Source organism: Massilia sp. PWRC2 (assembly GCF_049896725.1).
GTDB lineage: Bacteria > Pseudomonadota > Gammaproteobacteria > Burkholderiales > Burkholderiaceae_D > JAFCUW01.
Genome location: NZ_JAFCUW010000002.1, coordinates 66,028 through 92,125, shown reverse-complemented (window position 1 = coordinate 92,125; position 26,098 = coordinate 66,028). Strand labels below are relative to the sequence as shown.

The following is a 26,098-nucleotide window of genomic DNA, read 5'->3' as shown; positions in this document are numbered from 1 at the left end:
CGTTAGAATGGGTCACCATCGACGCCGCCGGAGCCCCATTGCAAGAACACGCCTTCCCCTTCCTGCGCGAAATCCTGTTGTTTCTCGCGCTGGCCGGTATTTTGATGCCACTGCTGCAGCGCCTGCGCATCAACCAGGTGCTCGGTTTTCTGGCGGTGGGCGCCGTCGTCGGTCCGTTCGGCCTCGGTCTGCTGGCAGAGCGCTATCGGCTGCTCGCCTATGTCACCGTCCCCAGCCTGGAAGGGGTCAATGTGCTGGCCGAGCTGGGCGTGCTGTTCCTGATGTTCATGATCGGCCTGGAACTGTCGGCGGCCCGCCTGTGGGCCATGCGGCGCCAGGTCTTTGGCAGCGGCAGCGCGCAGGTTTTGATCAGTGCGGCCGTGCTGGGCAGCGCCCTCGCCGCCTGCGGCCTTGGCTGGCGCGCGGCCGTCGTGCTGGGCCTGGTGCTGTCGCTGTCATCGACCGCCGTGGTCATGCAGCTGCTGGCGGCGCGCCAGACCACCACCAGCGTGCTGGGACAGGCCGCCTTTGCCATCCTGATGCTGCAAGACCTGGCGGTGGTGCCGCTGCTGATCTTGATCGGTGTGTTGGGCGGTCACGCCAGCGATGCCCCCGTCATGCTGGCCCTGAGCACCGTCGCCAGGGCCGGCGCCGCCATCGCACTGATTTACCTGGTCGGCGCACGCGTGGTGCGGCCCCTGTTTCGCCAGCTGGTACGGCACCACCAGAGCGATGTGTTCATGGCCCTGATCCTGTTGACCACCCTGGGAATCGCCGCCTTGAGCGCGGCGGCCGGACTGTCGATGGCGCTGGGCGCGCTGATTGCCGGCGTGCTGCTCGCTGAGACCGAGTTCAAGCACGAGATCGAACTGATGATCGAGCCGTTTCGCGGATTGCTGATGGGCTTGTTTTTCATGACCGTCGGCATGGGCACCGACAGCGCGCAGATCGCCCAGGCGCCCGTCCTGCTGGCCGCCGCCCTGCTCGCCCTGGTGCTGCTCAAGACCGCGGTGACCGCCGTGGTGCTGCGTCTGAGCGGCCTGCCCTGGAGCGGCGCGCTCGAAGGCGGCCTGCTGCTGGCGCAGGGCGGCGAATTCGTTTTCATTGCGGTTGGCTACGGCGTTGCCAGCCACTTGTTCGATGGCGTACTGGCGCAGCGGGTGATGCTGGTGGTGACCTTGAGCCTGTTTATCACGCCGCTGCTGGCGCGCTGGGGCCGGCGCCTGGGCGCCGCCGCCGCCCGCCGCCAACACCAGAGCGCCATCGAGCGCGACGGCCCGCCACCGCTGGCGGGCGGTCACATCATCATTGCCGGTTATGGCAGAGTCGGCCAGATGCTGGGCAAGCTATTGACGGCGCAACACCTGCCCTACCTGGCCTTCGAAGCAGATGCGGTACTGGTGGCCGCCCTGCGCACCCAGGGCCACCCGGTGTTTTTTGGCAATGCCGCACGTGCCGAGCTGCTGCGCCGCGTCGATGCCGGCCACGCGCGCGCCATCGTGCTGACGATGGACCATCCGCAATCGTCACTGCAGGCAGTGGAAGGAATTCGCCGCGCCTTTCCCGCCATTCCCCTGTTCGCCAGGGCACGCGATGAACAGCAGGCACGCCTGCTCAAAGGGGCCGGTGCCACCGTGGTGGTGCCGGAAACGCTGGAAGCGAGCCTGCAATTGTCCGCCTTCGTGCTCGAGGCGATGGGGCTCGATCAGGCCGCACTCGACGAGGTGATCAGCAGCGAGCGCGCAGTGTTTGATGCGGCAATCTCCCGCCCGCTGTAGACGCCAGCGTTGCCGGCCTGAGCACCTGCTATGACGGCACCGCCAGCGGCGCCAAGTTTTTCCACAAGCGCACGATTTTTTTATCGTCGCTGTGGCTGTCGGCCGCCAGCACCCCGCGCACAAAGCCGACCCCCTCTTCGATGTCGGGGTAAGTCGACGTCAGGCCCGACAACAAGCGCTCGGCGACGGCGAAATCGTTCATCAGGCCCAGCTCGTCCTGCAAGCTGCTCAAGCCCTTGACATAGGGACGCACTGTTTTGGCCGCAAATAGCGAGGCGAAAAATTCGGCGGCGTAGCGGGTTTTTTTGGCGGCAATGCGCAGCCGGTGACGCGCTTCGGCGGTCGCCCCTGCCAGTTTGGCAGCGCGCCGCTGCAGGCGCCGCTGGTCGCGCTTTACCACCTGGCGGGCGAATTTGCCCACCGCCTGCTGCAGGGAGGCGCCGTGCGCCGCCATTGCCACCTTGTCTTCGCGCCAGCCCATGGTGGTAACCCAGCGCGCCAGCCGCAGCATCAGGCGCGCATAACGGGGTGATGCGACCGCCTGCGCGGTGCGCAAGTGATGGGCATGGGCCTGCTCGCTGGCGGCATGCTGAACGCCGGCGATGTCGCTGCCGTCGAGCGATTTTTTTGCCACGGCCGGCAGCGTCGAGCCGGACAGCACGTCCCAGTCGCGCGCATCACCGAGCTCGCCGGCCAGCCAGTCCAGTTCGGTCTGCATGTCTTGCGGCAGGTGCAACAACTCCTTGAACATGGATAGCGCCGAGCGCAGCCGCCGCATGCCCACCCGCATCTGGTGCAGGCTTTCCACATCGAGCTCTCTCGCCACGCGCTGGTCGTTGCCCTGCATGTGCGCCAAACAATTGGCGGCGATGACGACGAAGGCCTGTTCCACCGTCATCTGCCGCGTCAGGGTGACGGGCGCCGCCTTGACCGCTTGCGCATCGGCGGCACCGAGCAGCGCATAGCCCCGTTCAGCCTTGCTGCGGGTACCCAGCTGCAGGGGAATATCTTCCTGCAAACCGAGCGCCAGGTCGAACAGCTGGCGTGCATCGCCCGCTTTCAGTTCCAGCTCGAGTTCGCTGATGGCCACTTCCTTTTCGCCACACTCGAGCGTGCCGCGGTCGAGTGCACATTCAATGTGGACGCCTTCAGGCAGGCGCAGATCCCACACGGTGCGCTTGACGCGCGTTTCGAACACGGCCACCAGGCGCTTTTGCAGGGAGCCGGCGGCACTGAGGCTGCGCCTGACCTGCTTGTCGTCGACCAGATCGCGCACATGCGCCAGCTCGGGCGCCGGCCCCGTCACCGGCCACTCCCATTCACCGCGGCTGAGCAGGCCGGCGCCGTTGCTGCCCTGGCCGCCGCCACCATTGCCGCCATTGGCGTCCATGCCCTTGATGTTTTGCACCCAGCGATTCTTGATGCGCCGTACCCGCAAACCAATATGTTTGCGCTGCAAGCGCCGCTCGGGCGTGTCGTAATAGATGTCGACCTGCTTTTGTTCGCGCGGCGCCGCGGCGTTCGGGCTGCTGAGCAGCGGGTGCGCCAGAATGGCGTCGCTGTATTGCGCATCGACCTGCAGCTTGAGCTCTACTTCCATGGCGATCTCCTGGCGTTTTTACATCGATGTTCGACCGTCGGCCGGCCCTGAAGTGCGGGCCACGGCGGCAGCGTTGCACTGTCCTTGACGCGACGCAAAGCCGAAGCAGCGACGCGGAACTGTAGCCCCCCCCTAGCGTCTCGATTCATTATGCGCCCAGGTCATGCTGCGGTCACACGCGCACGTTACGATCTACCTGTCCCTCGACATGTGATTGGGCCTGCAGTACGCGAAACGCGCTGCGGGCCGTTTTTTTTGAATGCCGACGGCGACGACCAAAACTTTCTAATAGTCAATTTTAAGTGACCAGATGTAATGATCTTGTCACACGCAGCCGTTACGCTGCCACCTTCCGAGCATTGATCCCCAATCCCGCTCTCTTCCCGGCTGCGTCCCATGACCTTTCCACAATTAAAAACCGGACCACGCGTGCTGTGGTCGTTCGCCCTGGTGCTGATCGTCATGGCGTTGATCACCGGCATCGCCGTCTGGCGCCTGCAGGCGGCGCAACAAAACACCGAATACCTGGTCAAGGACAAGCTGGCCAAGCAGCTGCTGACCTCAGAACTGCTGGGCACCGCCACCCTCAATGGCAACAGCGCACTGTCGATCGCCAAGAGCGACAGCGCGGAAACTGCCGAATACTTCCAGACCCAGCTCGACGCCGGCGACCTGCGCGGCGCCACACTGACCAAGGCACTGGCGGCGTTCCCGCACAGCGCCGAGGAAGCGGCCCTGTTGCAGGATCTGGGCAAGGCCCACGCAGCCTACCTGGCGGTGCGCCGCCAGCTGTTCCTCTTCAAGGACAGCGGCCGCACCCAGGAAGTCGAACAGCTGGCCGACAGCACGCTCAAAACCACCTTCGCCAGCTACGCCGCCATCCTGGCCAAGATGCTCGATTACCAGTCGGCCCAGGCGCACCAGCTGGTGCTGGCCTCGGCCGTGCAATACCAGCGCAGCGTCGCCACCCTGCTGGCGTTCGGCGTGGTGGCGCTGGCCACCGGCGCTGCGCTGGCCTGGGCCTTGACGCGCAGCGTGGTGGTACCGCTGCGCCAGGCGGTCGCCATCGCCGCCCGCGTCGCCGAGGGTGACCTGCGCGCCATCGATGCGCCACGCCGCAGCGACGAACTCGGTCAGCTGCTCGACGCCCTGCGCCACATGAGCGCGCGCCTGCAGCAAACCGTGCGCCAGGTACGCGATGGCGCCGTCACCATCGACACCGCCACCCGCGAACTGAGCGCCGGCAATCTCGACCTGTCGCGCCGCTCCGAACACCAGGCCGGCGCGCTGGAAGAGACGGCGTCGTCGATGGAAGAATTGACGGCGGCGGTGCGCGACAACACCAATAACGCGCGCCAGGCCAACGACATGGCGCTGTCGGCGTCACAGGTGGCCAGCGAAGGCGGCGCCGTGGTGCGCGACGTCGTGCGCACCATGGATGCGATCAGCGCCGCCGCCAAAAAAATCGTCGAGATCACCAGCGTCATCGATGGCATCGCTTTCCAGACCAATATCCTGGCCTTGAATGCCGCCGTCGAAGCGGCGCGCGCGGGCGAACAGGGACGCGGCTTTGCCGTCGTCGCCGCTGAAGTGCGCAACCTGGCGCAGCGCTCGGCCACCGCCGCGCGCGAAATCAAACTGCTCATCGATGAATCGGTCAGCCAGATTGACAGCGGCAGCGTGCTGGCCCACGCCGCCGGCGACACCATGGCCGTCATCGTCGACAGCGTGGCGCGGGTGACGGCGATCATGGCGCACATCGCCGCCGCCAGCGCCGAACAGCAAAGCGGCATCAGTGAAGTCAACGGCGCCATCGCCGCCATGGACAACGACACCCAGCAAAACGCCGCGATGGTCGAACAGGCCACCGCCAGCGCCGCCGCCGTGCAGGATGCTGCGGCCAGCCTGGCGCAGCTGGTCGGCTTTTTCAGCATCGACGATGGCCCCATGCAGGCGCCCGCGCAGACGCACAGCGCCACGATGGCCAGCACCGCCAGCGCCCCTTCCTTGCGCCGGCAGCGCCTGGCGATGTCATGAGCCGGTAGCAAATCACCGTCAGAATTTTCTTTTACACGCTTTTTTTTGCCCCCAAAACACGGGCGCTGCAAGCTTCCCCATGCCCACCTTCAAGACCATCAATCTGTTCCACCGCCTGTTCTGGCCCCTGCTGGCGCTGCTGGTGTGTGTGCTGGTCTGGTGCCTGACCTGGAACCATGCCGACACCGAGCAGCAGCGCGCCAGTGCGCTGGTCGAGCGCGAGGCCAGTGCGCTGGCCGACGCCTACGAACAGTATGTGACGCGCTCGGTGGGCCAGATCGACCAGATCATCATGCAGCTCAAGCACAGCGCCGAGCATGCGGCCGTGCTTGAACTGCTCGAACGCCAGCGCCGCGATGGCATGTTCACCGACGACGCTTACGCTGCCGTGAGCATCGTCGGCGCCAATGGCGCCATCGTCTCGTCAACCCAGGCCACGCGGCCCGCCGTCAGCCTGGCCGCCACCCGCTTTTTCACCGATCACAAGAACAACAATTCGTCCGCCCTGCGCATCGGTGCGGCGCCGCCGGAACTCGGTTTGCCAGCCGACGTCGTGCTGTTCACCCGCCGCCTCGACAGCAGCAGCGATGCCTTCGCCGGTGTCGTGCTGCTGGCCGTGCGCGCCAGTTATTTCACCACCTTCGTCGGCGCCGATACCCTCGGCGCGCGCGGCATCGTCGCCGTCGCCGCCATCGAAAGCGGCCTGCGCCTGCAACGGCGCGGCGACGGCGTCGCCCGCGTCGAACCGAATGCCACGCTGCCGAGCGACGCCGCCTGGGGTGGCGGGGTGCCGCGCCAGCTGCCTGACAGCGAACCGCATTTTGATGACGGCGTCGAACGGGCGCTGGCCTGGCGCCATTCGTCGGCCTATCCGCTGCTCGCCGTGGTCGGTCTGGCGCGCGCCGATGCGCTGGCGGCGGCACGTCAGTCAGCCGTCGACGGCCGCACCAGTGCCATCATCGCCACCATCGGCCTGCTGGCGCTGGCGGCGCTGGCGAGCGTGCTGGCGGCGCGCGCCGCAGCCCGCATGCGCGAGCAGGAAGAAGTGCGCAGCGCCTACCGCACCGCCACTGAAAGCGCCAACGACGGCTTTTATATGGCCGCCGCCGTGCGCGACCGCCAGGGCGCCATCGTCGACTTTGAAATCATCGACTGCAATGAACGGGGCGCCTTCTTTTATGGCATGGACCGCCATGACCTGCTGGGCCGGCGCCTGTCGCACATCGACCGCGGCCGCTTCGGCGAAGACCTGGTCGAGACCTACCGCGGCGCCATGGAACAGGGCTTTCTGGAAGACGACCGCCGCATGCCGCTCGATAACCGCCTGAACATCCGCTGGGGGCACCGCCGCCTGGTCAGGGTCGGCAACGGCCTGGCCGTTACCCTGCGCGACGTCAGCGAACGCAAGGCCCATGAAGCCGAACTGCAGCGCCTGGCCAATGAAGACAGCCTGACCGGCCTGCGCAACCGCCACTGGTTCCTCGGCTTCATCGACAGCGCCATCGCCGATGCGGCGGCGCACGACAGCGAATTTGCCGTGCTGTTCATCGACCTCGACGACTTCAAGCACGTCAACGACACCCAGGGCCACACCATCGGCGACCAGCTGCTCAAGGCGGTGGCACGCCGCCTGACCGCCCTGCTGCGCCCGAGCGACCATGTGGTGCGCTTTGGTGGCGACGAATTCATCATCATGCTCGCGCCCACCGGCGGCGACCTGCAGATTGCCGCGGTGGCGCGGCGCGTCATCGATGCACTATCGATGCCGTTTGCCATCGGCGAGGATGTGCAGGCGGTGGGCGCCTCGATCGGCGTCGCCGTGTTCCCGCGCGACGGCCTTGACGCCGGCACCCTGATCCGCCACAGCGACATCGCCATGTATGCCGGCAAAAGCGAAGGCAAAGGCCAGTTCCGCTTTTTCGATCCGGCGCTGTCAGCCACCATCAAGACGCGCGCCCAGCTCAAGCACGGCCTGCTCGAAGCGATCGCCCACGACCAGTTCCTGCTCTACTACCAGCCGCGCGTCGACACCCAAACGGGGGAACTGGTGAGCATGGAAGCACTGCTGCGCTGGCGCCATCCGCGCCTGGGCATGGTGCCGCCGGCCGAATTCATCCCGCTGGCCGAAGCGAGCGGCCTGATTTTACCGATCGGCGAACTGGTGATCGAGCGCGCCTGCGCCCAGCTGGCCGCGTGGCGCCAGGCCGGTCACCTGCCGGTGCCGGTGTCGATCAATGTCTCGCCCACCCAGTTCCAGCGCGGTGGCGTGCGCCAGCAGCTGCAGGATGCCCTGCGCCGCCACGACATCGCCCCGGCCCTGCTCGAAGTGGAGATCACCGAGTCAGCCATGATCGGCGACCAGGATGATATCGTCGCCGAACTGGCCGGCATCCGTGCCCTCGGCATCAAGCTGCACATCGACGATTTCGGCACCGGCTACTCGTCGCTGTCGCAATTGCAGCGGCTGAAAATGGATGTGCTCAAAGTCGACCGCGCGTTCACCTCGGAGCTCGACGCCTCGCGCGAAGGCAAGGTGTTTTTTCAGGCGATCGTGTCGATGGCGCATGCGCTCGGCATGGCGGTGGTGGCCGAAGGGGTGGAGACCGCCGAACAGCTGGCGATCCTGCAAAAGCTCGGCTGCAACGAGGTGCAGGGCTATTTCATTGCGCGGCCACTGCCGGCCGACGATATCGCGGCGCTGCTGGAGCGCCGCTATCTGTTTGCCGCTGCGCCAGCGGCACCAGCACCAGCACCAGCGGCGGCCAGTCTGGCCTGCTGACGGCAGCAGTGACCGGGCTTTATTTAACGCGGTAGATCGCGCACAGCTTGTTGCCATCGGGGTCGCGCACATACGCCAGGTGCATCGCACCCATGCCGCTCTGGCGCAGGCCCGGTGGCGCTTCGCAGGTGCTGCCGCCATTGGCCAGGGCGACGTCGTGAAAGGTTTGTACCTGCTCGGGCGAGCTGCATTTAAAACCGATGGTGCCGCCGTTGGCGAAGCAGGCCTTGTCGCCGTTGATCGGCTCACTGACGCCGAAGCTGTTGCCTTCGTGGCGATAAAACAACCGCTTGTGGCCCGAATCGGCGGTATTGCGCATGCCTTCGCCGGCACCGAGGGTACCCAGCACGGCGTCATAAAAGCGCTTCGATTGTTCGATGTCGTTCGACCCGAGCATGACGTGACTAAACATAGTTCCTATCTCCTTTATATCCGGCCGGCTGGCCGACTTGCGTGCAATGATAATCGAAGCGGCCGCTCGCCGCCGGGCCAGCCCCAAAGAGGGCCGGTCCGCTGGGCGCCAGCAGGCCGGCAGCACAATCGGCGCCCATTTGCTACAGTATCGGCCTGTCCAACTTACCCAAGGTGCCCCTCCATGAAAGCCGTCGGCTACCACGCCTGTTTGCCCATCAGCGCCGAGCACGCGCTCGAAGACCTCACCCTGCCCGACCCGCTCCCGGGCGCGCGCGACCTGCTGGTGCGCGTCCACGCGGTGTCGGTCAATCCGGTCGATGTCAAGATCCGCGCCGGCCGCGCGCCCGCCGCTGGCCAGGCCGCCGTCATCGGCTGGGATGCCGTCGGCATCGTCGAAGCGGTCGGCAGCGCAGTGAGCGCCTTCAAGCCGGGCGAGCGCGTGTTTTACGCCGGTGCGCTCGACCGCCCCGGCAGCAACAGCGAACTGCAGCTGGTCGACGAGCGTATCGTCGCCCGTGCTCCTGCCTCGCTCGACGACGCCAGCGCCGCCGCCCTGCCCTTGACCGCCATCACCGCCTGGGAATTGCTGTTCGACCGCCTGCGCATGCCGATGGGGGGCGGCAGTGGCCAGACCCTGTTGGTGATCGGCGGTGCCGGTGGCGTCGGCTCGATCCTGATCCAGCTGGCGCGCCAGCTGACCCAACTGCGGGTGGTGGCGACCGCCTCGCGCCCGGCCACGCGCCAGTGGTGCCTCGATCTCGGTGCGCACGCCGTCATCGATCACCGCGAACCGCTGGCGACAGCACTCAAAGGCGCCGGCATCGAGGCGGTCGACGCCGTCGCCGCACTGACCCAGACGGCAGCGCACTACGAACAAATCATCGAATGCCTGCGGCCGCAGGGCCAGCTGGCGGTGATCGACGACCCTGTCACGCTCGACGCCACCAAGCTCAAACTCAAATCGATTTCGCTGCACTGGGAATTGATGTTTACCCGCTCGCTGTTCCAGACCGCCGACATGGACCAGCAGGGCCAACTGCTGGCGCAGGTGGCGGCGCTGGTCGATGCTGGTCGCATCCGCAGTACCGCCAACGACAATTTCGGCGTGATCAACGCCGCCAACCTGCGCCGCGCGCACGCCTTCATTGAAAGCGGCGCGGCCCAGGGCAAGGTGGTGCTGGCAGGGTTTTAAACCTTGACCGCCTTCTGCGCCGCCGCGCAGCCCCACCATGCCGCTTCTTCAAACACCGAAAAGCCCGACAGGTCGGCGTGCGCGAAGGTGATCGGCCCATCGAGCTGGCGCAGCGCGTGTGCGCCGGCGTTGCTGCGGAAGCCCGGCAGCGGCGCGGCCATGGCGTGGCCGCGCACGGTGATGTCGACCCGCTCGACACAGGGCGCGAACTTCCAGCCGTAGGCGCTTTTCAAATCGGCGCTGGCCAGCTCGACGAGCTGGTCCGGCGTCGCCATCATCAGCCATTTTCGCGCCTGTTCGGGGCTGCGATCCGACAGCGCCACGTAAGCACTGAACACGGTTTTTGCCGGCGGCGTCTGGCGAATATCCTGGTGCGTCGACACCACGTAACCAAGACCCGGTTCCTGGTAGACCACGTTGTCCCAGGCCAGCGGCTGCGCCGGCAGCTCGGCGGGGAAATCCTTCATCAAGAAATTCGCTACCAGCCATGGCGCGTAAGCCGGCATGTGGCGGCGCGCATCAAAGCCCAGTGCACCGATGTTCTCGACCACCCGCGCCGCCACCATCAAGGGCATGGCGCAAATCGCCTTGCGCGCCCTGACCAGGTAGCTGGCGGGCTGACCATCATCAAAACGCAAACACAGCGCTTCGACGCCGCCGCCGACGGTTTTTAGCGACACCACGGAGCCGGCGCGACGGGCGATGGCGGACTTTTGCGCCAGCGCCCGCGCCACCGGCGCCATGCCACCGGGCCAGGTCAGCCAGGCGCCATTGCCGGCGTTGGCCGCCTGCCCCCAGCGGCTGCAGTAATAATGCAGGCCAGCCCAGGCCGACACCTTGTCGTAGCGGCTGCCGTAATCGTCGCGGCAGCAGTAATTGAGGTACCAGTGCAAGGTTGGCGCCGTGTAGCCGCGCTGCTCGAGCCACTGTTTGAGGGTGATGCGGTCCAAACCGTCGAAGGCCGGGTCGGTGGACGAGAGCACGGTAGGGAACACAAACAGGCGGCGGCCATCGCTGCCGCGCAGCGCGCGCAGGCGCTCGACTTCAGCAAAAAAGCGCCGGTGCTGGGCCAGTTCGGCCGCCGCCACACCCTGGGTCGGCAAAAACCCTTCCTGCCACACGCCGCGATACAGCAGGCGCTCTTCCGGTCCGTGCAAAATATAGCGCTCGTCGTAGGTGGGCTTGTCGCCGTACGGGTCCTTTTGCAGAATGCCCAGATCAAACAGGATCGCGCGCACATGGGTCGATTCTGGCGATGGCAGTGGCAGATAGTGGCCACCGGTGGGAAATTCGAGCGTGCCGTCGCTGGTGGCAAAGCTGCCGCCGGCAGCGTTGCCGAACGGCTGTGGCCCATCGATCATCAGGGCGTCACGGTGACCGTCGCGCGCCAGCTGCCAGGCGGCGCTCAAGCCGGCGATCCCCGAGCCGGCAATGACGATATCGGTATCGATCACCGATGATGGCGGCGGCACGGCGCCGCCATCGCGCAGAAAGTGGCCCTCGGCGCGGCCGGGGTAATGGACGCTGGCGTCGATTTCCTGCCAGCGCTGGAACAGCGCAGCACCGCCCGCTGCCGCCAGCGCGGCGCCACCGGCGGCGCCGATGAAGGAGCGCCGCTCCATCAGCGAATCACCTGGCGCCAGTCCTGCTCGAATTCGTGCACCAGCGACTGCGTGTTGAGGCGATTCGGCGCCATCTCCAGCTTTTGCATGTCGGGCGGGAAGGCGAACATTTCGCGCGTGGTGGCGCCATTCAAAAAGCGCAGCGGCAGCCGGTAGCTGGCCGGCGGCAGGTAGTCTTGCTGGGGCGAGGCCAGCACAAAGCCCCATTCGCCGAACGACGGCACGTAAGCGTGGTACGGATAGGTTTTCAAGCCGACTTCGCGCAAGGTGGCATCGATGGTCCAGTAAGCGTGCGGGGCGAAAAACGGCGACGTCGACTGCACTACCATCAGGCCGTTGGCGGCGATATGCTTTTTCAGCATGCCATAGAACGGCACCGAATACAGTTTGCCGAGAGCGAAGCTGGAGGGGTCGGGAAAATCGATGATGGCGGCGTCGAACATGGCGTCGCTGCGCTGCAGCCAGATGGCAGCGTCGGCGTTGACCACAGTGACGCGCTTGTCCGAGAACGCACCGTGATTGAGCTTTGCCAGCGCCGGCCGGCTGGTAAACGCCGCCGTCATGGCTGGATCGAGGTCGACCAGGGTGACGTGTTCGATGTTCGGATAGCGCAGAATTTCGCGCAGGGCCAGGCCGTCGCCGCCACCGAGCACCAGCACCCGCCGCGCCCACGGCAGCCGTTCGAGGGCCGGGTGCACCAGCGCTTCGTGATAACGGTATTCGTCGCGCGACGAAAACTGCAGGTTGCCGTTGATGTACAGGCGGGTATCGTCGCGCCATTGGGTGATCACCAGGCGCTGATAGGGGGTGGTGGTGGCATACACGATGTCGTCGCCAAACAGGCCGTGCTCGCCCCACTTGACCATGCGGTCAGACAGCGCGAATCCGGCCACCAGTACCAGCATGACGAGGCCGGCGCGCAGCGCGCGACCCGGCACGCCGGTCAGCTCGCGCTTGAAGGTGTGCAGGGTCCAGAAGGCGACGGCGACATTGAGCATGCCGAACAAAAAGCCGGTGCGCACCAGTCCCAGTTGCGGTGCCAGCACCAGCGGAAACAGCAGCGACACCGCCAGCGCGCCGAGGTAATCGAAGGTCAGCACGCGGCTGACCAGCTCATTAAATTCGGTCTGCCGCTCGTTCAGGGCGCGCATCACCAGCGGCACTTCCATGCCCACCAGCGCGCCGACCATGAACACCAGCACGTAGAGCAGCGTGCGAAACGGCGCCGCCATCCACGAGAATGTCATGAACAGCAGGGCTGCCGACAGGCCTCCAATCAAACCCACGGCCAGCTCGATGTCGATAAAACGCGACAGTACATCCTGGTCGCGCACGTACCTGGAAAAGTGGGCGCCGACGCCCATGGCGAACAGGTAGCAGCCTATGATGGTGGAAAACTGCAGCACCGAGTCGCCCAGCAAATAGCTCGACAAGGCGCCGGCAATGAGCTCGTAGGCCAGGCCGCACGAGGCCACCACAAAGACGGAGAGAATGAGAATTCGTTTGGTCATAAATCGTCTTTTGAACTAATATTGCTCCGCCCTGTCACCCTGTCTATACTTATTAGGGAAAAATTCATGCCCGCCATCCTAGCCTATCTGCTGCACCTTTTGACGGCTGCCGCCATGGTTTTGGTATTTTTTGTGATCTACACACGGGTCACCCCTTTTGATGAAGTCACGCTGATCCGCCAGGGCAATCAGGCGGCCGCGTTTTCGCTCGGTGGCGCGCTGGTCGGCTTCGCCGTGACGCTCGCTTCGAGCCTGCTGCACACGGCCGACTATTACCAGTTCGCTGGCTGGGCCGCCGGCGCCATGCTGGTGCAGATCCTGGTGTACGCGGTCGCCACCAGCCTGCTGAAAATGTCGAAGGACCAGATCGAGGCCGACAACAAGGCCTTCGGCGTGCTGCTGGGCGCCATCTCGTTATCGATTGGCCTGATCAACGCCGGCTGCATTTCATAAGCGCTTTCTGCCCACCATCCCGCTCAGTCCTCACCGGAGACCACCATGTCATTTGGCTCATTCATCAAGAAGCAGTTTATCGACGTCCTTCAATGGAACGAAGAAACCGAGGGCGTGCTGGCCTGGCGCTTTCCGATGCAGGACTTTGAAATCCAGAACGGCGCCGTCCTCAATGTGCGCGAATCGCAGGTCGCCGTGTTCGTCAATGAAGGCACCATCGCCGACGTCTTCGGCCCCGGCGCCCACAAGCTCACCACCAACACCCTGCCGCTGCTGACCAACCTGAAAAACTGGGACAAGCTGTTCGATTCGCCATTTAAATCGGACGTGTATTTTTTCAGCACCCGCGTGCAGACCGGCCGCAAGTGGGGTACGCCGCAGCCGATCACCATCCGCGACAAGGATTTCGACATGATCCGGGTGCGCGCCTTCGGCATGTTTTCGTACCGGGTGGCCGATGCCCGTATATTTTTTACAGAGATCAGCGGCACCCGCGAAATCTTCACCGGCGACCAGGTCGAAGACCAGCTGCGCGGCCTGATGCTCGCCACCATGGCCAGTTCGCTGGGCAGCTCGAACGTCGCCTTCCTCGACATGGCCGCCAACCAGGGCTTGATGGCGCAGCAGGTCAAGGGCGATTTGGCCACCGCCTTTGCCCGCTACGGCATCGGCCTCGATGAATTTAATGTCAGCTCGGTCAGCCTGCCGGAAGAACTGCAGGCGGCGCTCGACGAACGGATCGGCGCCGGCATGAAGGGTGGCCTGGCGGCCGACAAGGTGAAAGGCTTTACCCAGTTCCAGGTGGCCAGCAGCATTCCGCTGGCGGCGCAAAACGAAGGCGGCCTGGCCGGCATCGGCGCCGGTCTCGGCGCCGGGGTGGCGGTGGGACAGGCGATGGCGCAGGGACTGGCGGGGGCGTTCGCGCCAGCGCCAGCGCCAGCGGCGGCAGAGTCCATCGAACAGCGCCTGGGCCAGCTCAAGGGCCTGCTCGACAAGGGCTTGATCTCGGCCGACGACTACGACCGCAGCAAGGCTGAACTGCTGAAAAAACTGATCGGTTAAGCGCTTCATGCAGATCGTCGCCTGCCCCGGCTGCGGTGCCCAGGTCGAGTTCAAGTCGCACGCCGCGGTGGTCGCGGTGTGCGCATTTTGCCGCACCACCGTGATGAAAGATGCCGACGCCGTGCGCGACCTCGGCAAGATGTCGGCCGTGCTGGAAGACTTCAGCCGCATCCAGATCGGCAGCGCCGGCGTGCAGGGTGGACGCGGCTTCACGGTGGTCGGACGCATCCAGCTCAAGTACGCGGCCGGCATTTGGAACGAGTGGTTTTTGCTGTTCGACGATGGCAGCAACGGCTGGCTCGGTGATTCGTCAGGCCTGTACACCGTCACCACCGAACTGGCCGCCAGCGCTACCCTGCCCGACTTCGACGCCATCACGCCCGGTCGCTGCTACGACATCAATGGCGAGCGGTTTACGGCCGCCGAAAAGCGCCGCGCCAGCTGCATCGGCGGCCAGGGCGAGCTGCCGTTCAAGGTGGGCGACGGCTGGCAGGCACGCGTGGTCGACCTGCGCCAGGGCGGCGCTTTTATCACGCTCGATTATTCCGACGGCGAGCGCCCGCAGCTCTACAAGGGCGTCTCGGTAACCCTCGAACAGATGGCCTGCCAGCTGCTGCGCGACGATGAACAGATCCGCGCCACCGCCGGCAAATACCGCGGCCGCGTCGAAGCGCTCGACTGTCCTTCGTGCGGCAGCGCGATCCATTATCTGCCCGGTGTGACCACCTCGCTGGTGTGCCCGAGCTGCCAGGCGCAGCTCGATGCGGCCGGGCCGCAGGCGCAGATCCTCGCCAGCGGCGCCAGCGTCGAACAGGTGCGCACCGCCCTGCCACTGGGGGCGAGCGCCACCGTCAACAAGGTCGTCTGGCGCGTGATCGGCGCCATGACGCGCCGTGACAACGAAGGCAGCAGCTGGACCGAGTACCTGCTCTACAACACCACTGGCGGCTTTTTCTGGCTGGTCGACAGCGAGCAGGGATGGCGCCGTTCGAGCGTGATGGCGACGTGGCCGCAGTGGCCTTCACTGGAGGCCGACCACGTCGAGCTCGACCAGGCCAGCTACAGCAAGCTGTTTGATTATCCGGCCACCGTGACCTGGGCTGCCGGCGCCTTCAACTGGCGCGTGGCCGCGGGCGACGTCGTCCAGGTCTATGAATTCCAGCGCGGGCAAGCGGCGCTGGCGGCGGAATTGAGCGCCGACGAGCTGACCTGGTCGCGCTCGACGCCGGTGGCGCTCGACCAGCTGCGCGCGTGGTTCGGCGCCGCCCTGCGCGGCGACGTCGCCCGCAAGGCAGTAGCGCCAGCGGGCACCCGCCTGGCCAGCCGCTTCGCCCTGTGGATCCTCGGTCTGAATGCCATTCCCCTGCTGTTTAATTTTTCCGGCACGATTTTCTGGGTGGTGCTCGCCATCGTCGCCATTTATCTGTCCGAACATCTGTTTGGCGCCGAGGGTTCATGAATTCCAAATACTTCCTGTTCGCCCTGCTGGTCACCGTTGTCACCACCGGCACCAGCTGGGTCAAACTGTTCTCGGCGCCGTCCAGCGGCGGCAGCGCGGGCGGCAGCAGCTGGTCCAGCGGCGGTGGCGGTGGCGGCAGTTACGGCGGCGGCTACAGTGGTGGCGGTGGTGGTGGCGGTCACAAGTGAGCAGCACCACCCACCGGCCGGCCGGCCAGCACCTGCTGGCCGATTTGCACGGCGTCGACGCCGCCCTGCTCACCTCAGTGAGCACCATCGACACGCTGCTGCGGCGCGCCGCGCTGGCCGCCGGCGCCACCATCCTGCACGGCCACTTTCACAGCTTCGGCCCGCAGCAGGGAGTGACGGGGGTGCTGCTGCTGGCCGAATCGCACCTGTCGATTCACACCTGGCCCGAATTCGGCTTTGCCGCCTTCGACATGTTCCTGTGCGGCGCCGGCGCGCCGCAACTGGCGCTGGCCGTCATCGAAGCAGCACTGGCACCAGGCCGGGTCGACGTCAATCACATTGGTCGCGGCATGGCCGTGGCGATGACAACGAAAGCATGTATATGAGCAGCACGATCCATCACAGCCAGCCCAAGGCCCTCGGCCACATCCGCGTGCTCGACCTCTCGCGCGTGCTGGCCGGTCCCTGGTGTTCGCAAAACCTGGCCGACCTCGGCGCCGACATCATCAAGATCGAGCGCCCCGGCAGCGGCGACGACACGCGCGCGTGGGGGCCACCCTACGCCAAAGACGCCACTGGCGCCGACACCAGCGAAGCGGCCTATTATTTGGCGGCCAACCGCGGCAAGCGCTCGGTCACCTGCGACATCGCCAGCAGCGAAGGCCAGGCGCTGGTGCGCGAACTGGCCGCGCATGCCGACGTCGTGCTGGAAAATTTCAAGGTGGGCCACCTGGCCCGCTATGGTCTCGATTACGCCTCACTAAAAGCCATCAAGCCGGACCTGGTCTACTGCTCGGTGACCGGGTTTGGTCAGGACGGCCCGTATGCGCACCGCGCCGGCTATGATTTTCTGATCCAGGGCATGGGCGGCTTCATGTCGATCACGGGCGAGCGTGACGATCTGCCCGGCGGCGGCCCGCAAAAGGCCGGCGTCGCCATCGTCGACCTGATGACCGGCATGTACGCCACCGTCGCCATCCTGGCCGCGCTGACCCACCGCGACCGCAGCGGAGAGGGCCAGCACATCGACATGGCGCTGCTCGACGTGCAGGTGGCCATGCTGGCCAATATGGCGAGCAACTACCACACCACCGGGGTGGCGCCCAAGCGCTTCGGCAATGCCCACGCCAACATCGTGCCTTACCAGAGCTTCGCCTGCCTCGATGGTCACATCATCGTCGCCACCGGCAACGACAGCCAGTATGTCAAATTCGTCGAGGCGGGCGGCTGCCCCGAACTGGCGCACGATGAACGCTTTGCCAGCAATCCCCAGCGTGTAAAGCACCGCGCGACCCTGGTGCCGCTGCTGGCCGCCATGGTGGCGCAATATGGCAGAGATGACTGGATCGCCCGCCTGGAAGCGGTGGGCGTGCCGTGTGGGCCCATCAACGATATTGACGACGTCTTCGAGAACGAACAGGTGCGTGCGCGCGGCATCGCCGTCGAACTGCCCCACCCGACTGCCGGCAAGGTGAAGCTGGTGCGCAATCCGATGAAACTGTCGGCCACGCCGGTCGGTGCCGGCACCGCGCCACCGCTGCTGGGGCAGCACACCGATGAAGTGCTGCGCGAGGTGCTGGGGCGCAGCGCCGAACAGATTGCGGCGCTGCGCGGGCGCGGCGTGGTGTAGCTGGCAGCGTCCCTGCTGACCTCAGTGCAGCTGGTGCTTGAGCGAGGACAGTTCCGCGTGTACTTTCGACACCGCCGTTTCCAGCTGCGGCGACATGTGATCGTCGCAGCGGCTCAGGCGGCGCGCTTCGTCGCCCATGTCTTCGAGACGGTCGATCCATTCGACCACCCGCTGCTGCTGGCCGGCGCCGATGATGGTGTCGGCCGCGCGCGCTTCGTCGGCCAGCTTGTGCAGCTGTTCGCGCAGCGCGGCAGAGGTATCGCGCGCCGCTTCGCTGGCGCGTTCGGCGTCGCCGATGGTGCGGCGGATGCTGCTGAAACGTTGGGCAATTTCGTTCATTTGTAACATGATGAGGCTCCCGTTCAGGTAAGCCGTCCGCCGTGTTGTGCTTCGTTCGCCTGGACGGCATGGACGAACAGCGTCGAACGATTATGCGCGCCTGCCGTTAGGGGCAGCGCACGCAGCGCACGTCGCTACTGCGCTGCCGCTCAGGCCACCGCTGCCAGCGGCGGCGCTGCCAGCGGCAGCAGACTGCGCAGCCGCAGTGCGATCACAAAGCTGGCCGCCAGAATCGCCCCCAGCATGCCGACCACGCCGTTCCAGCCAGCGGCGCTCCAGACGCTGCCGGTCACGGACCCGACCACGCTCGAGCCGAGGTAATAAAACAGCAGGTAGAGGGCCGAGGCAAGTGCCTTCGGCTCTTGCGCGCGCCGTCCGACCCAGCTGCTGGCCACCGAGTGGGAGGCGAAAAAGCCGAAGGTGAACAGGCCAATGCCGGGCACGATCAGCCATGGTGAACTGGCCAGCGTCAGCAGCAGGCCGGCGAGCATCAGGCCCATCACCAGCCACAGCACATTGCGCCGGCCCAGGCGGTCGGCCAGGCGACCGGCCCAGACGGAACTGAAGATACCCAGCAGGTACATGGCCGAGAGCAGGCCAACGGCGCTCTGGCGCCAGCCGAACGGCGCGCCCAGCATGCGAAAGCCGATGAAGTTATACAGGCTGACGAAACAGCCCATCAACAAGAACGCCAGCGCGAACAGCCACGGCAGACCGGGATCGAGCAGGTGCTGGCGCAGACCGGCGCGCAGCGCCGCCAGGCCCCGCTGGCCCTGGCGAAAATTGCGCGAGTCGGGCAGGCTGCGGCGAAATTCCCAGGCGGCGTACAGGCCCGCCATGCCGATGCCGGCGATCGCGTAGCGCCACGAATAAAAGTCGCTGACGATGGAGGTGAGTACACGCCCCAGCATGCCGCCGAAGGCGCTGCCGCCGATATACAAACCCATCGACAGGCCCAGCGAGGCGGGCTCGATTTCTTCGCCCAGGTAAGCCATCGCAATGGCGGGCATGCCGCCCAGCGCCACCCCCAGCAGCGCGCGCAGCACCAGCAGCTGCGGATAGGTGTGGGCAAAGGCGCAGGCCAGCGTCAGGATGGCGCCGCCCAGCATGGCGCCGACCATCATCGGCGTGCGCCCGACGCGGTCGGAGACGATGCTACTCAGTACCAGGGAAACGGCGAGGGCGGCGGTCGACACCGACAGCGACAGGCTGCTCTGCGCCGGCGTCAAATGAAATTCGGCTGCCATCAGTGGCATCAGCGGCTGCACGCAGTAAAGCAGCGCGAAGGTGGAAAAGCCACCGAACACCATGGCGCGATTGATGCGCTTGAAGGCGGCGCTGCCAGCGTGGACGGTCATGGAAAGCTGTTCTCCGGGGGGACCGGCACCTGCGGTGGCTGTCCCGATGTTTGAGTCAAAGGCAAAGGCGGTTCAAGTGAGGAGGACAGGCACCGGCGCTGCCAGTCCTCCTAGTCATAATCGGCCTCGAGCTCCGACCCCGCATAATTTTCCAGCTCGGCAAAGAGCGTCTTCATGGCCGTGCGCGTGCGCATTTTTTGCAGCACCGTGCAGTGTTCGCGGTAATTGTTGATGCGCTCGGCCATCACCGCCTGGTGCTGCGGCGGAATCTGTGCCATCAGCGCTGCCCAGCCGGCCTCGAAATCGGGCTTGTTGGCGCGCACCGACTTGACCAGTCGTTCAAAATCCTTCTGTCCCGTGCGGGCCACGATCTGGCCGCTGCCGTCGACGGCGAAGATGATCGCCACCGCGATCACGCCCTCGGCGTTCAGGTCCGGATCGGTGATCGGTCCACGCGTGTGGTGACGGCGCAGCCAGGCGGCGGCGCGCACGATCGCCTGCACGCCCTGGCGCTCGCTCAGCTGGCGCTGGTAACGCTCGTAGCCGGTCCAGTTCTGGCCAGGATCGGCATAGCAGAGGTCGACAAACAGCTCTTTCAGGCGCCGCTGCATGTACACTACATCCTCGTCGTACTCGCTGACCAGGCTGTCCTCGGGCAGGCCGGACAATTCCTTGACCAGCCGGAAGCCGGCCTGAAAGGCGTGCTCGGCGCCATGCTCGATCAGAAAATCAAGCGCCGCTTCGTCACCTTCGTGCTCGAGCGCATGATCGAGTCCCAGCGAGACGCCGCCGATGGCGAGAAAAAAGGCGCGCTGGATGCCCTCTGCCGTTTTATCGTTGGTAAATTTCTCGGCCACCATGGCGGTGATACCGGACAGTTCGTCGGCCAGATTGATGACATCGTCGTCGACGCTGCGCCTGGCGGCGGCGCGGATCGCCCGCACCACGCGCGGCAGGCGCTCTTCGACCAGGGCGATGGATGAGCTCGGTTCCGCCATCACGAAAAGATGTCCGTGCCGAGGCTCTTGCGGGCGCCGCGCCGCGGTACCGCGCTGCGGGTGGACGGCACCTGCTTGCGCAGGCGATACAACAATTCCTTGGTCGAGCGCTGCATGAAGTTGGGCTCGTCGTCGGGATCGTCGGAAAATTCGGCGTCAGCCAGGTCGGCGCTGTGGCGGAAGTCGGGGAACAGTTCAAACAGGGCGCGGTCCCAGCCGTCTTCGCTGGCGCGCGCCAGTTCGATGGCCAGCGGCACCAGGTCACTGTCGGACGAGGTCTGGCCCGTCATGTAGACGCCCTTCGACAGGATTTCTTCGGCCACTTCGAGAATCTCGCGCGGTGCCATGGAAAACAGGATGGCGAAAATGGTGGCGCCATGGTCGCTCGCCGAGGCCGCTTCCAGCAGGGCCGCGCGGCGCTCGTCATCGTCGCTGGAAAAGACGATGCCGTGGACGTGCGAAAACAGGCTTTCGGCCACGCGCTCGGGATCGTCCTCGATATTGTCGTCCGACCAGGTGGCGGCGAAATACGCCAGGCTGTCAGCCCATGCCTGCGGCGGCACCAGGAGGGTGGCCAGCGACGTCTTGCCGCCATCAAAGCCGGACAGGTGCAGCGACGTCACCTGCGGTGGCAGGTTGCCCAGCACTTCGACCACGGCCAGATCGCCGTGTTCCTCGACGGCGTCGGAAAACGCCTGTTCGGCATGCGACAGCGAACCGGACAGCACCAGTTCACTGACTTGCTTGGACAGCGCTGGCAAAAAGGCGTTGCGGCTCATGTCAGTCCTCCTTGTCGAACATTTGCGAGAATTCGTCGGTGACGTCGTCGTCGTCGTGGACGTCGTCGCCGTCGTCATCACGGCTCAGTTGTTCGAGCGACTGGTCGTCGTCGTCCCACTTGCGCGGGTGCTTGAACAGGAAGGCCGTGATGATGGCCTGGCGCGCCAGCGCCGGGTGGGCGCTGGTCATGCCTTCGAACATCTTGGCGGCGTCACCCTCGCACGAGGCCATGCCGATGACGGCGGCAGCGTCGCCTTCGTCGTAGTCTTCGGCGGCCGCCAGCAAGCCCTTGGGATCGCTGAACTGGATATGGTCGACCAGCGCGAAGCTCATCATGTTGACGTCTTCGATGCCACCGCCGGCGGCGTATTCGCCGGCCAGCGCATCCTGCATCAGCTTGTAGTTCTTGCGGTCTGGCGGATCGCCCAGGATGCCGTCGATCTGGCCTTCGAGTTCGCGCGACTGGTAAGCAAATTCAGGGTGTACTTTTCTCATTAACTACTTTCAAAACAAGTGGATCAGGCGGGCAAGGCCACGCCGTTGAGGCTGAACAGGGAGCGCACCAGCTCGTACGCTTCCGCTTCGGCGTCGAGGATGATGCGGTGATTGACGCTCTGGTCGTAGTCGTTGCGCCTGGCGCGATCAGACAGGATCTCGTACGCCTTGGTGACGCTTTTGAAACGCACCTCGGCGGCCGGGGCGTCATTGCGGTCCGGGTGGTAGCGCATGGCCAGCGAACGGTAGACTTTTTTGATCTCGTCCATCGTGGCGTTTGGCGCCACGCCCAGCACTGCGTATAAATTTTCCAAGTGGTAACTCCGGCAACAAGCCAAAACCCATAAAGGCAGATTATGCTATAGAACCGCTGCGACTGCCCGAACCAAGGCCGTGGCGGCGCCCAAGTTCACCCTTCAATACGGTAAAATGGCGCCATCCGATCCACCTTCGCCCCTCCCATGAGCACTGATAAAAACAATACGGTAGCCCCGCCGCTGACCTCGAACTTCCTGCGCGCCATCGTCGAAGCGGACCTGGCAGCTGGCACCCATGCCCACACGGGCTTGCCACCAGTGATCACCCGCTTCCCGCCGGAGCCGAACGGTTATCTGCACATTGGCCACGCCAAGTCGATTTGCGTCAACTTTGGCATCGCCCGCGATTACCACGGCGTCTGCCACCTGCGCTTTGACGATACCAACCCGGCCAAGGAAGAGCAGGAATACGTCGACACCATCATCGACAGCGTCAAGTGGCTCGGTTTTAGCTGGGAAAAAGACGGTCAGAGTCACCTGCACTACGCCTCCGACTATTTTGAGCAGCTGTACGCCATGGCGGAATACCTGATCACGGCCGGCTTTGCCTACGTCGACAGCCAGAGCGCCGACGAAATCCGGCTCAACCGTGGTAATTTCGGCACGTCCGGCACCAATTCGCCGTTCCGCGAGCGCCCTGCGGCCGAATCGCTGCAACTGTTCCGCGACATGAAGGCCGGCAAGTACCAGGATGGCGAACACATCCTGCGCGCCAAAATCAGCGCCGACGCCATGGCCGCGCCCAACATGAATCTGCGCGACCCGGCCATCTACCGGATTCGCCACGCTCACCACCACCGCACCGGTGATGCCTGGTGCATCTACCCCATGTACGATTACACGCACCCGATTTCGGATGCCATCGAACACATCACCCAGTCGCTGTGCACACTCGAGTTCCAGGACCACCGGCCGTTTTACGACTGGCTGCTGGCGACCCTGTCGGCGGGCGGCTTTTTTGCCCAGCCAGTGCCGCGCCAGTACGAATTTGCCCGCCTCAACCTGACCTACGTCGTCACCAGCAAGCGCAAGCTGCGCCAGCTGGTCGACGAACAGATCGTCAGCGGCTGGGACGACCCGCGCATGCCGACCATCGTCGGCCTGCGCCGGCGCGGTTACACGCCCGAGGCGATCCAGCTGTTTTGCGAGCGCATTGGCGTATCGAAGGCCGATGGCTGGATCGATATGAGCACCCTCGAAGGGGCGCTGCGCGACGACCTCGATCCGAAGGCGCCGCGCGCCACTGCCGTGCTGCGTCCATTAAAACTGATCATCGACAATTTCCCGGAAAACCATTCGGAAGACTGCAGCTCGCCCGTGCACCCCCATTTCCCGGAACGGGGCGTGCGCCATTTCCCCATCACGCGCGAACTGTGGATCGAGCAGGAAGATTTTATGGCAGTGCCGACCAAGGGTTATTTCCGTTACTTCCCACCGATCGGCGACGCCCCTGGCAGCCGGGTCCGGCTGCGCCACGGCTATGTCACCGAGTGCGTCGGCGTCGACAAGGATGCCGACGGCAACGTCAGCGCCGTCCACGTGCGCTATTTTGAGGACAGCAAATCGGGCACGCCCGGCTCCGACACCTACAAGGTCAAGGGCAATATCCACTGGGTCAGCGCCGCCACCGCCGTCGAAGCGGAGGTGCGCCTGTATGACCGCCTGTTCGTCGAAGCCCAGCCCGATGCTGGCGGCAAGGACTTCATCGCCGCCCTCAACCCGCAAGCGCTCGAAGTGATCACCGCCTACCTCGAGCCAGGCATGCGCGAGGCGAAGGCCGATCAGCGCTTCCAGTTCGAGCGCCACGGTTATTTTGTCGCCGACCGCGTCGACAGCGCGCCGGGCAAGCCGGTGTTCAACCGCATCACGACCTTGAAGGATGGCTGGGCGGTCAAGCAAAAATAAGCCCGGGTGGCGCTCAGCGAATGTTGCATTAAACGCCGGCGCTGCCGGCGTTTTGCATGGGTGATCGACGCTCCCGCTTCACTAGCAGAACTGCTAGGTTCGGTCTTGCCGGCCGGCGCGTATGTTGGTAGCACAGCATCCGTTCAACCACGTCTGCAGGGTGCCTCATGCGACCTTTGCTCAGCTATTTGCCACGTTCCTTCGGCAGCGAGCGTGCCCTTGCCGGTGGGCTGCTGCTGTCGACGGTGGTGGGCACGATGTTTTATTCGATGACTGCCGGCCGCATCGAGGGCGATGCCCAGCAGCGCTTTGCCAACATGTCGCGTGGCGTCAAGGCAACACTCGACGCCCGCATCAAGAGTTACGCCGACGTGCTGCGTGGCAGCGCCAGCCTGTTCGCCACGTCCGACGGTCTGACCCGCGAGCAGTTCCACCGCTACGTCGAAGGCCTTCAGCTCGAGCGCGAATTCCCCGGCATCGAGACCATCAACTTTGCCCGCTATATCGATGGCGCCGAACGCGAGCGCTTCGAAGCGCAAATGAACCGGGAAGTGGCCAATTCAGCGGCAGGCTATCCGCGCTTTGACATCACCCCGTCCGGCCGGCGGCCGTACTACACGGCGCTGACCTATATCGAGCCGATTTCCGCCGCGTCGCGCCGCTTCGGCTGGGACATTTCAGCGCGCGGCAATGCGCAAGCGCTGGAACTGGCGCGCGATACGGGCGAACTGTCGGCCTCGGGCATCCCCATCGCCCCCCTGTCCGGCCCCTTCAAGGTGGGGCTGGCGCTGCGCCTGCCCATTTACCGCAGAGACTTGCCTGACAACAGCGTTGCCAGCCGGCGCGCCTATTACCTCGGTTCGGTCGGCATCGGCTTTTCGGTCAAAAAACTGGTGGTGGGCATCATCGAACAGTTACCGGCGCGCGACGTGCGCATGGTCATCACCGACATCACCAACGACCGCGGCAGCCGCAACGACGACGGCAAACAGCGCCAGTTGTTCGACAGTGCGGTCCGCCCTGGCGTGCCGCAGACGCCACTGGTGGCCCGCAGCGACACCTTCATCGAGACCTTGGAAATGAATTTCGGCAAGCGCCGCTGGCAAGCGCAGATCAGCGTGGAGAAGCGCCGCCTGATGAGCAACTTCGATCTGTGGCTGCCGTGGGTGGCCATGCTGCTGGGGGCCTGCAGCTCCGGCCTGCTGTACGTGGTGTTTTGCACCTTTTCGTCCTCGCGCCGCCACGCCATCGCGCTGGCCCAGAACATGACCAAAGAATTGCGCGCCAGCGAGGCAAAACTGCAATGGTCGAACGAAAACCTGCGGCGCCTGGCGGCGCACGCCAACAACATCCGCGAAGACGAGCGCAAGAGAATTGCCCGCGAGATCCACGACGATCTGGGCCAAAACCTGCTGGCCTTGCGCATCGAGGCTGACATGCTGTCGGTGCGCACCAGCGGGCGCCAGCCGCGCCTGCATGCGCGCGCGCAAATGACCCTGCACCAGATCGACGCCACCATCCGCAGCGTGCGCCAGATCATCAATGACTTGCGGCCGACCGTCCTCGACCTGGGTCTCAATGCCGCTGTCGACTGGCAAATCAACGAATTCCGGCGCCGCGCCGGGATTGAGTGCCAGCTGATCGAGCCGCATGGCGAAATCAAGGTCAGCGACCAGTGCGCCACTGCCCTGTTCCGCATCCTGCAAGAGTCGCTCAGTAATATTTCGCGCCATGCCAGGGCGACCCGGGTCAAGGTGGAGCTGCGGGTGGACGGCGGCTGGATTTCCATGACCGTCAGCGACAACGGGGTCGGCCTGCAACAGGGCGCGCGCGGCAAACAGAGCTCGTTCGGCCTGGTCGGCATCGAAGAGCGCATGAATATCCTCAACGGTGTATTCCGCCTCGTCAGCACACCGGGCGGCGGCACCACGGTGCATATCTCGGTGCCAGTCAATGCCGATTCCGACGTCGCCGGCCTGCATTTCGTCGACGAAGAGACGGCGCAACTGGCGCTCGTCTAAGTTTCCGCGGGGTTAAGGCATGCCTTCCGCCTTCGTTTGCCGGCGGCGCAGGGTCAACACGACCAGCGCGCTAGTCAGCAACGCGACATAGGACCATTCCGTCGCAATCGGAATACTTCCCAAAATTCATTGATGAAGCTCAAGCCGGGACAACTTCCCG

The 26,098-nt window shown here is 65.0% G+C and carries 22 protein-coding genes; 12 read left to right on the top strand and 10 right to left on the bottom strand.

The genetic code is table 11. The annotated features are described in order from the left end of the window. The first annotated feature begins 38 nt into the window (after window positions 1-38). Window positions 39-1,778, top strand: coding sequence for a cation:proton antiporter (locus tag ACP7BZ_RS05150; RefSeq protein ID WP_426110728.1), 1,740 nt, complete (start codon window positions 39-41; stop codon window positions 1,776-1,778). Window positions 1,779-1,806: 28 nt separating this feature from the next. Here the strand turns inward: ACP7BZ_RS05150 and ACP7BZ_RS05145 are convergent, their stop codons facing one another. Continuing rightward, window positions 1,807-3,378 (bottom strand): CHAD domain-containing protein, encoded by a 1,572-nt coding sequence (locus ACP7BZ_RS05145; protein ID WP_426110726.1) that lies wholly within the window; start codon window positions 3,376-3,378, stop codon window positions 1,807-1,809. 396 nt (window positions 3,379-3,774) lie between these two features. Here ACP7BZ_RS05145 and ACP7BZ_RS05140 point away from each other — a divergent pair, with 396 nt between their 5' ends. Next, window positions 3,775-5,415 (top strand): methyl-accepting chemotaxis protein, encoded by a 1,641-nt coding sequence (locus ACP7BZ_RS05140; RefSeq protein WP_426110724.1) that lies wholly within the window; start codon window positions 3,775-3,777, stop codon window positions 5,413-5,415. 79 nt (window positions 5,416-5,494) lie between these two features. Beyond that, window positions 5,495-8,194, top strand: coding sequence for a bifunctional diguanylate cyclase/phosphodiesterase (locus ACP7BZ_RS05135; RefSeq protein WP_426110722.1), 2,700 nt, complete (start codon window positions 5,495-5,497; stop codon window positions 8,192-8,194). 19 nt (window positions 8,195-8,213) lie between these two features. Here the strand turns inward: ACP7BZ_RS05135 and ACP7BZ_RS05130 are convergent, their stop codons facing one another. Continuing rightward, window positions 8,214-8,606: a VOC family protein gene (locus ACP7BZ_RS05130; protein WP_426110719.1), complete on the bottom strand. Its 393-nt coding sequence runs from the start codon at window positions 8,604-8,606 to the stop codon at window positions 8,214-8,216. A 183-nt stretch (window positions 8,607-8,789) separates the two neighbouring features. On the opposite strand from ACP7BZ_RS05130, the gene ACP7BZ_RS05125 reads away from it, so the two are divergent. Beyond that, complete coding sequence (locus tag ACP7BZ_RS05125) at window positions 8,790-9,800, top strand: zinc-binding alcohol dehydrogenase family protein (RefSeq protein ID WP_426110717.1); 1,011 nt, start codon at window positions 8,790-8,792, stop codon at window positions 9,798-9,800. Here the strand turns inward: ACP7BZ_RS05125 and ACP7BZ_RS05120 are convergent. Continuing rightward, complete coding sequence (locus tag ACP7BZ_RS05120) at window positions 9,797-11,422, bottom strand: NAD(P)-binding protein (RefSeq protein WP_426110715.1); 1,626 nt, start codon at window positions 11,420-11,422, stop codon at window positions 9,797-9,799. The genes ACP7BZ_RS05125 and ACP7BZ_RS05120 overlap by 4 nt on opposite strands. After that, a complete protein-coding gene (locus tag ACP7BZ_RS05115) occupies window positions 11,422-12,933 on the bottom strand; it encodes a polyamine aminopropyltransferase (protein ID WP_426110713.1) in 1,512 nt (503 codons plus the stop codon). Before ACP7BZ_RS05115 ends, ACP7BZ_RS05120 begins: the two co-directional genes overlap by 1 nt. A 66-nt stretch (window positions 12,934-12,999) precedes the next feature. Here ACP7BZ_RS05115 and ACP7BZ_RS05110 point away from each other — a divergent pair, with 66 nt between their 5' ends. The 6 genes from ACP7BZ_RS05110 to ACP7BZ_RS05085 are packed head-to-tail and all read left to right on the top strand — an operon-like array spanning window position 13,000 to window position 17,725. Next, window positions 13,000-13,386 carry a DUF350 domain-containing protein gene (locus ACP7BZ_RS05110; RefSeq protein WP_426110711.1) on the top strand — a complete coding sequence of 129 codons (387 nt, stop codon included), beginning with the start codon at window positions 13,000-13,002 and terminating at the stop codon, window positions 13,384-13,386. A 45-nt stretch (window positions 13,387-13,431) separates the two neighbouring features. Further along, window positions 13,432-14,448 (top strand): SPFH domain-containing protein, encoded by a 1,017-nt coding sequence (locus ACP7BZ_RS05105; protein WP_426110709.1) that lies wholly within the window; start codon window positions 13,432-13,434, stop codon window positions 14,446-14,448. Window positions 14,449-14,455: 7 nt separating this feature from the next. Next, the gene (locus tag ACP7BZ_RS05100; protein ID WP_426110707.1) at window positions 14,456-15,907 is read left to right on the top strand and encodes a DUF4178 domain-containing protein; all 1,452 of its coding nucleotides are present in this window, start codon (window positions 14,456-14,458) and stop codon (window positions 15,905-15,907) included. Further along, a complete protein-coding gene (locus ACP7BZ_RS05095; protein ID WP_426110705.1) occupies window positions 15,904-16,095 on the top strand; it encodes a hypothetical protein in 192 nt (63 codons plus the stop codon). The genes ACP7BZ_RS05100 and ACP7BZ_RS05095 overlap by 4 nt, the downstream gene beginning before the upstream one ends. After that, on the top strand, window positions 16,092-16,481 hold the full coding sequence (gene speD / locus ACP7BZ_RS05090; protein WP_426110703.1) for an adenosylmethionine decarboxylase: 390 nt from the start codon (window positions 16,092-16,094) through the stop codon (window positions 16,479-16,481). Before ACP7BZ_RS05095 ends, speD begins: the two co-directional genes overlap by 4 nt. Further along, window positions 16,478-17,725 (top strand): CaiB/BaiF CoA transferase family protein, encoded by a 1,248-nt coding sequence (locus ACP7BZ_RS05085; RefSeq protein ID WP_426110701.1) that lies wholly within the window; start codon window positions 16,478-16,480, stop codon window positions 17,723-17,725. Before speD ends, ACP7BZ_RS05085 begins: the two co-directional genes overlap by 4 nt. A gap of 21 nt (window positions 17,726-17,746) precedes the next feature. Here the strand turns inward: ACP7BZ_RS05085 and ACP7BZ_RS05080 are convergent, their stop codons facing one another. The 6 genes from ACP7BZ_RS05080 to ACP7BZ_RS05055 form a co-directional block, all read right to left on the bottom strand. Further along, window positions 17,747-18,073, bottom strand: a complete 327-nt coding sequence (locus tag ACP7BZ_RS05080; RefSeq protein ID WP_426110699.1) for a hypothetical protein — start codon at window positions 18,071-18,073, stop codon at window positions 17,747-17,749. A 140-nt stretch (window positions 18,074-18,213) separates the two neighbouring features. Continuing rightward, complete coding sequence (locus ACP7BZ_RS05075; RefSeq protein WP_426110697.1) at window positions 18,214-19,422, bottom strand: MFS transporter; 1,209 nt, start codon at window positions 19,420-19,422, stop codon at window positions 18,214-18,216. 110 nt (window positions 19,423-19,532) lie between these two features. After that, window positions 19,533-20,420, bottom strand: coding sequence for a hypothetical protein (locus ACP7BZ_RS05070; protein WP_426111658.1), 888 nt, complete (start codon window positions 20,418-20,420; stop codon window positions 19,533-19,535). Beyond that, window positions 20,420-21,199, bottom strand: a complete 780-nt coding sequence (locus ACP7BZ_RS05065; RefSeq protein WP_426110695.1) for a hypothetical protein — start codon at window positions 21,197-21,199, stop codon at window positions 20,420-20,422. Before ACP7BZ_RS05065 ends, ACP7BZ_RS05070 begins: the two co-directional genes overlap by 1 nt. 1 nt (window position 21,200) lies before the next feature. Next, a complete protein-coding gene (locus ACP7BZ_RS05060; RefSeq protein WP_426110693.1) occupies window positions 21,201-21,695 on the bottom strand; it encodes a hypothetical protein in 495 nt (164 codons plus the stop codon). A gap of 23 nt (window positions 21,696-21,718) precedes the next feature. Next, on the bottom strand, window positions 21,719-22,009 hold the full coding sequence (locus ACP7BZ_RS05055) for a DnaJ domain-containing protein (RefSeq protein WP_426110691.1): 291 nt from the start codon (window positions 22,007-22,009) through the stop codon (window positions 21,719-21,721). 147 nt (window positions 22,010-22,156) lie between these two features. Between ACP7BZ_RS05055 and ACP7BZ_RS05050 the strand changes: the two genes are divergently transcribed. Both ACP7BZ_RS05050 and ACP7BZ_RS05045 read left to right on the top strand, forming a co-directional pair. Next, window positions 22,157-23,917 (top strand): glutamine--tRNA ligase/YqeY domain fusion protein, encoded by a 1,761-nt coding sequence (locus tag ACP7BZ_RS05050; RefSeq protein WP_426110689.1) that lies wholly within the window; start codon window positions 22,157-22,159, stop codon window positions 23,915-23,917. 167 nt (window positions 23,918-24,084) lie between these two features. Beyond that, a complete protein-coding gene (locus tag ACP7BZ_RS05045; RefSeq protein ID WP_426110687.1) occupies window positions 24,085-25,938 on the top strand; it encodes a CHASE domain-containing protein in 1,854 nt (617 codons plus the stop codon). The last annotated feature ends 160 nt before the right edge of the window (window positions 25,939-26,098 follow it).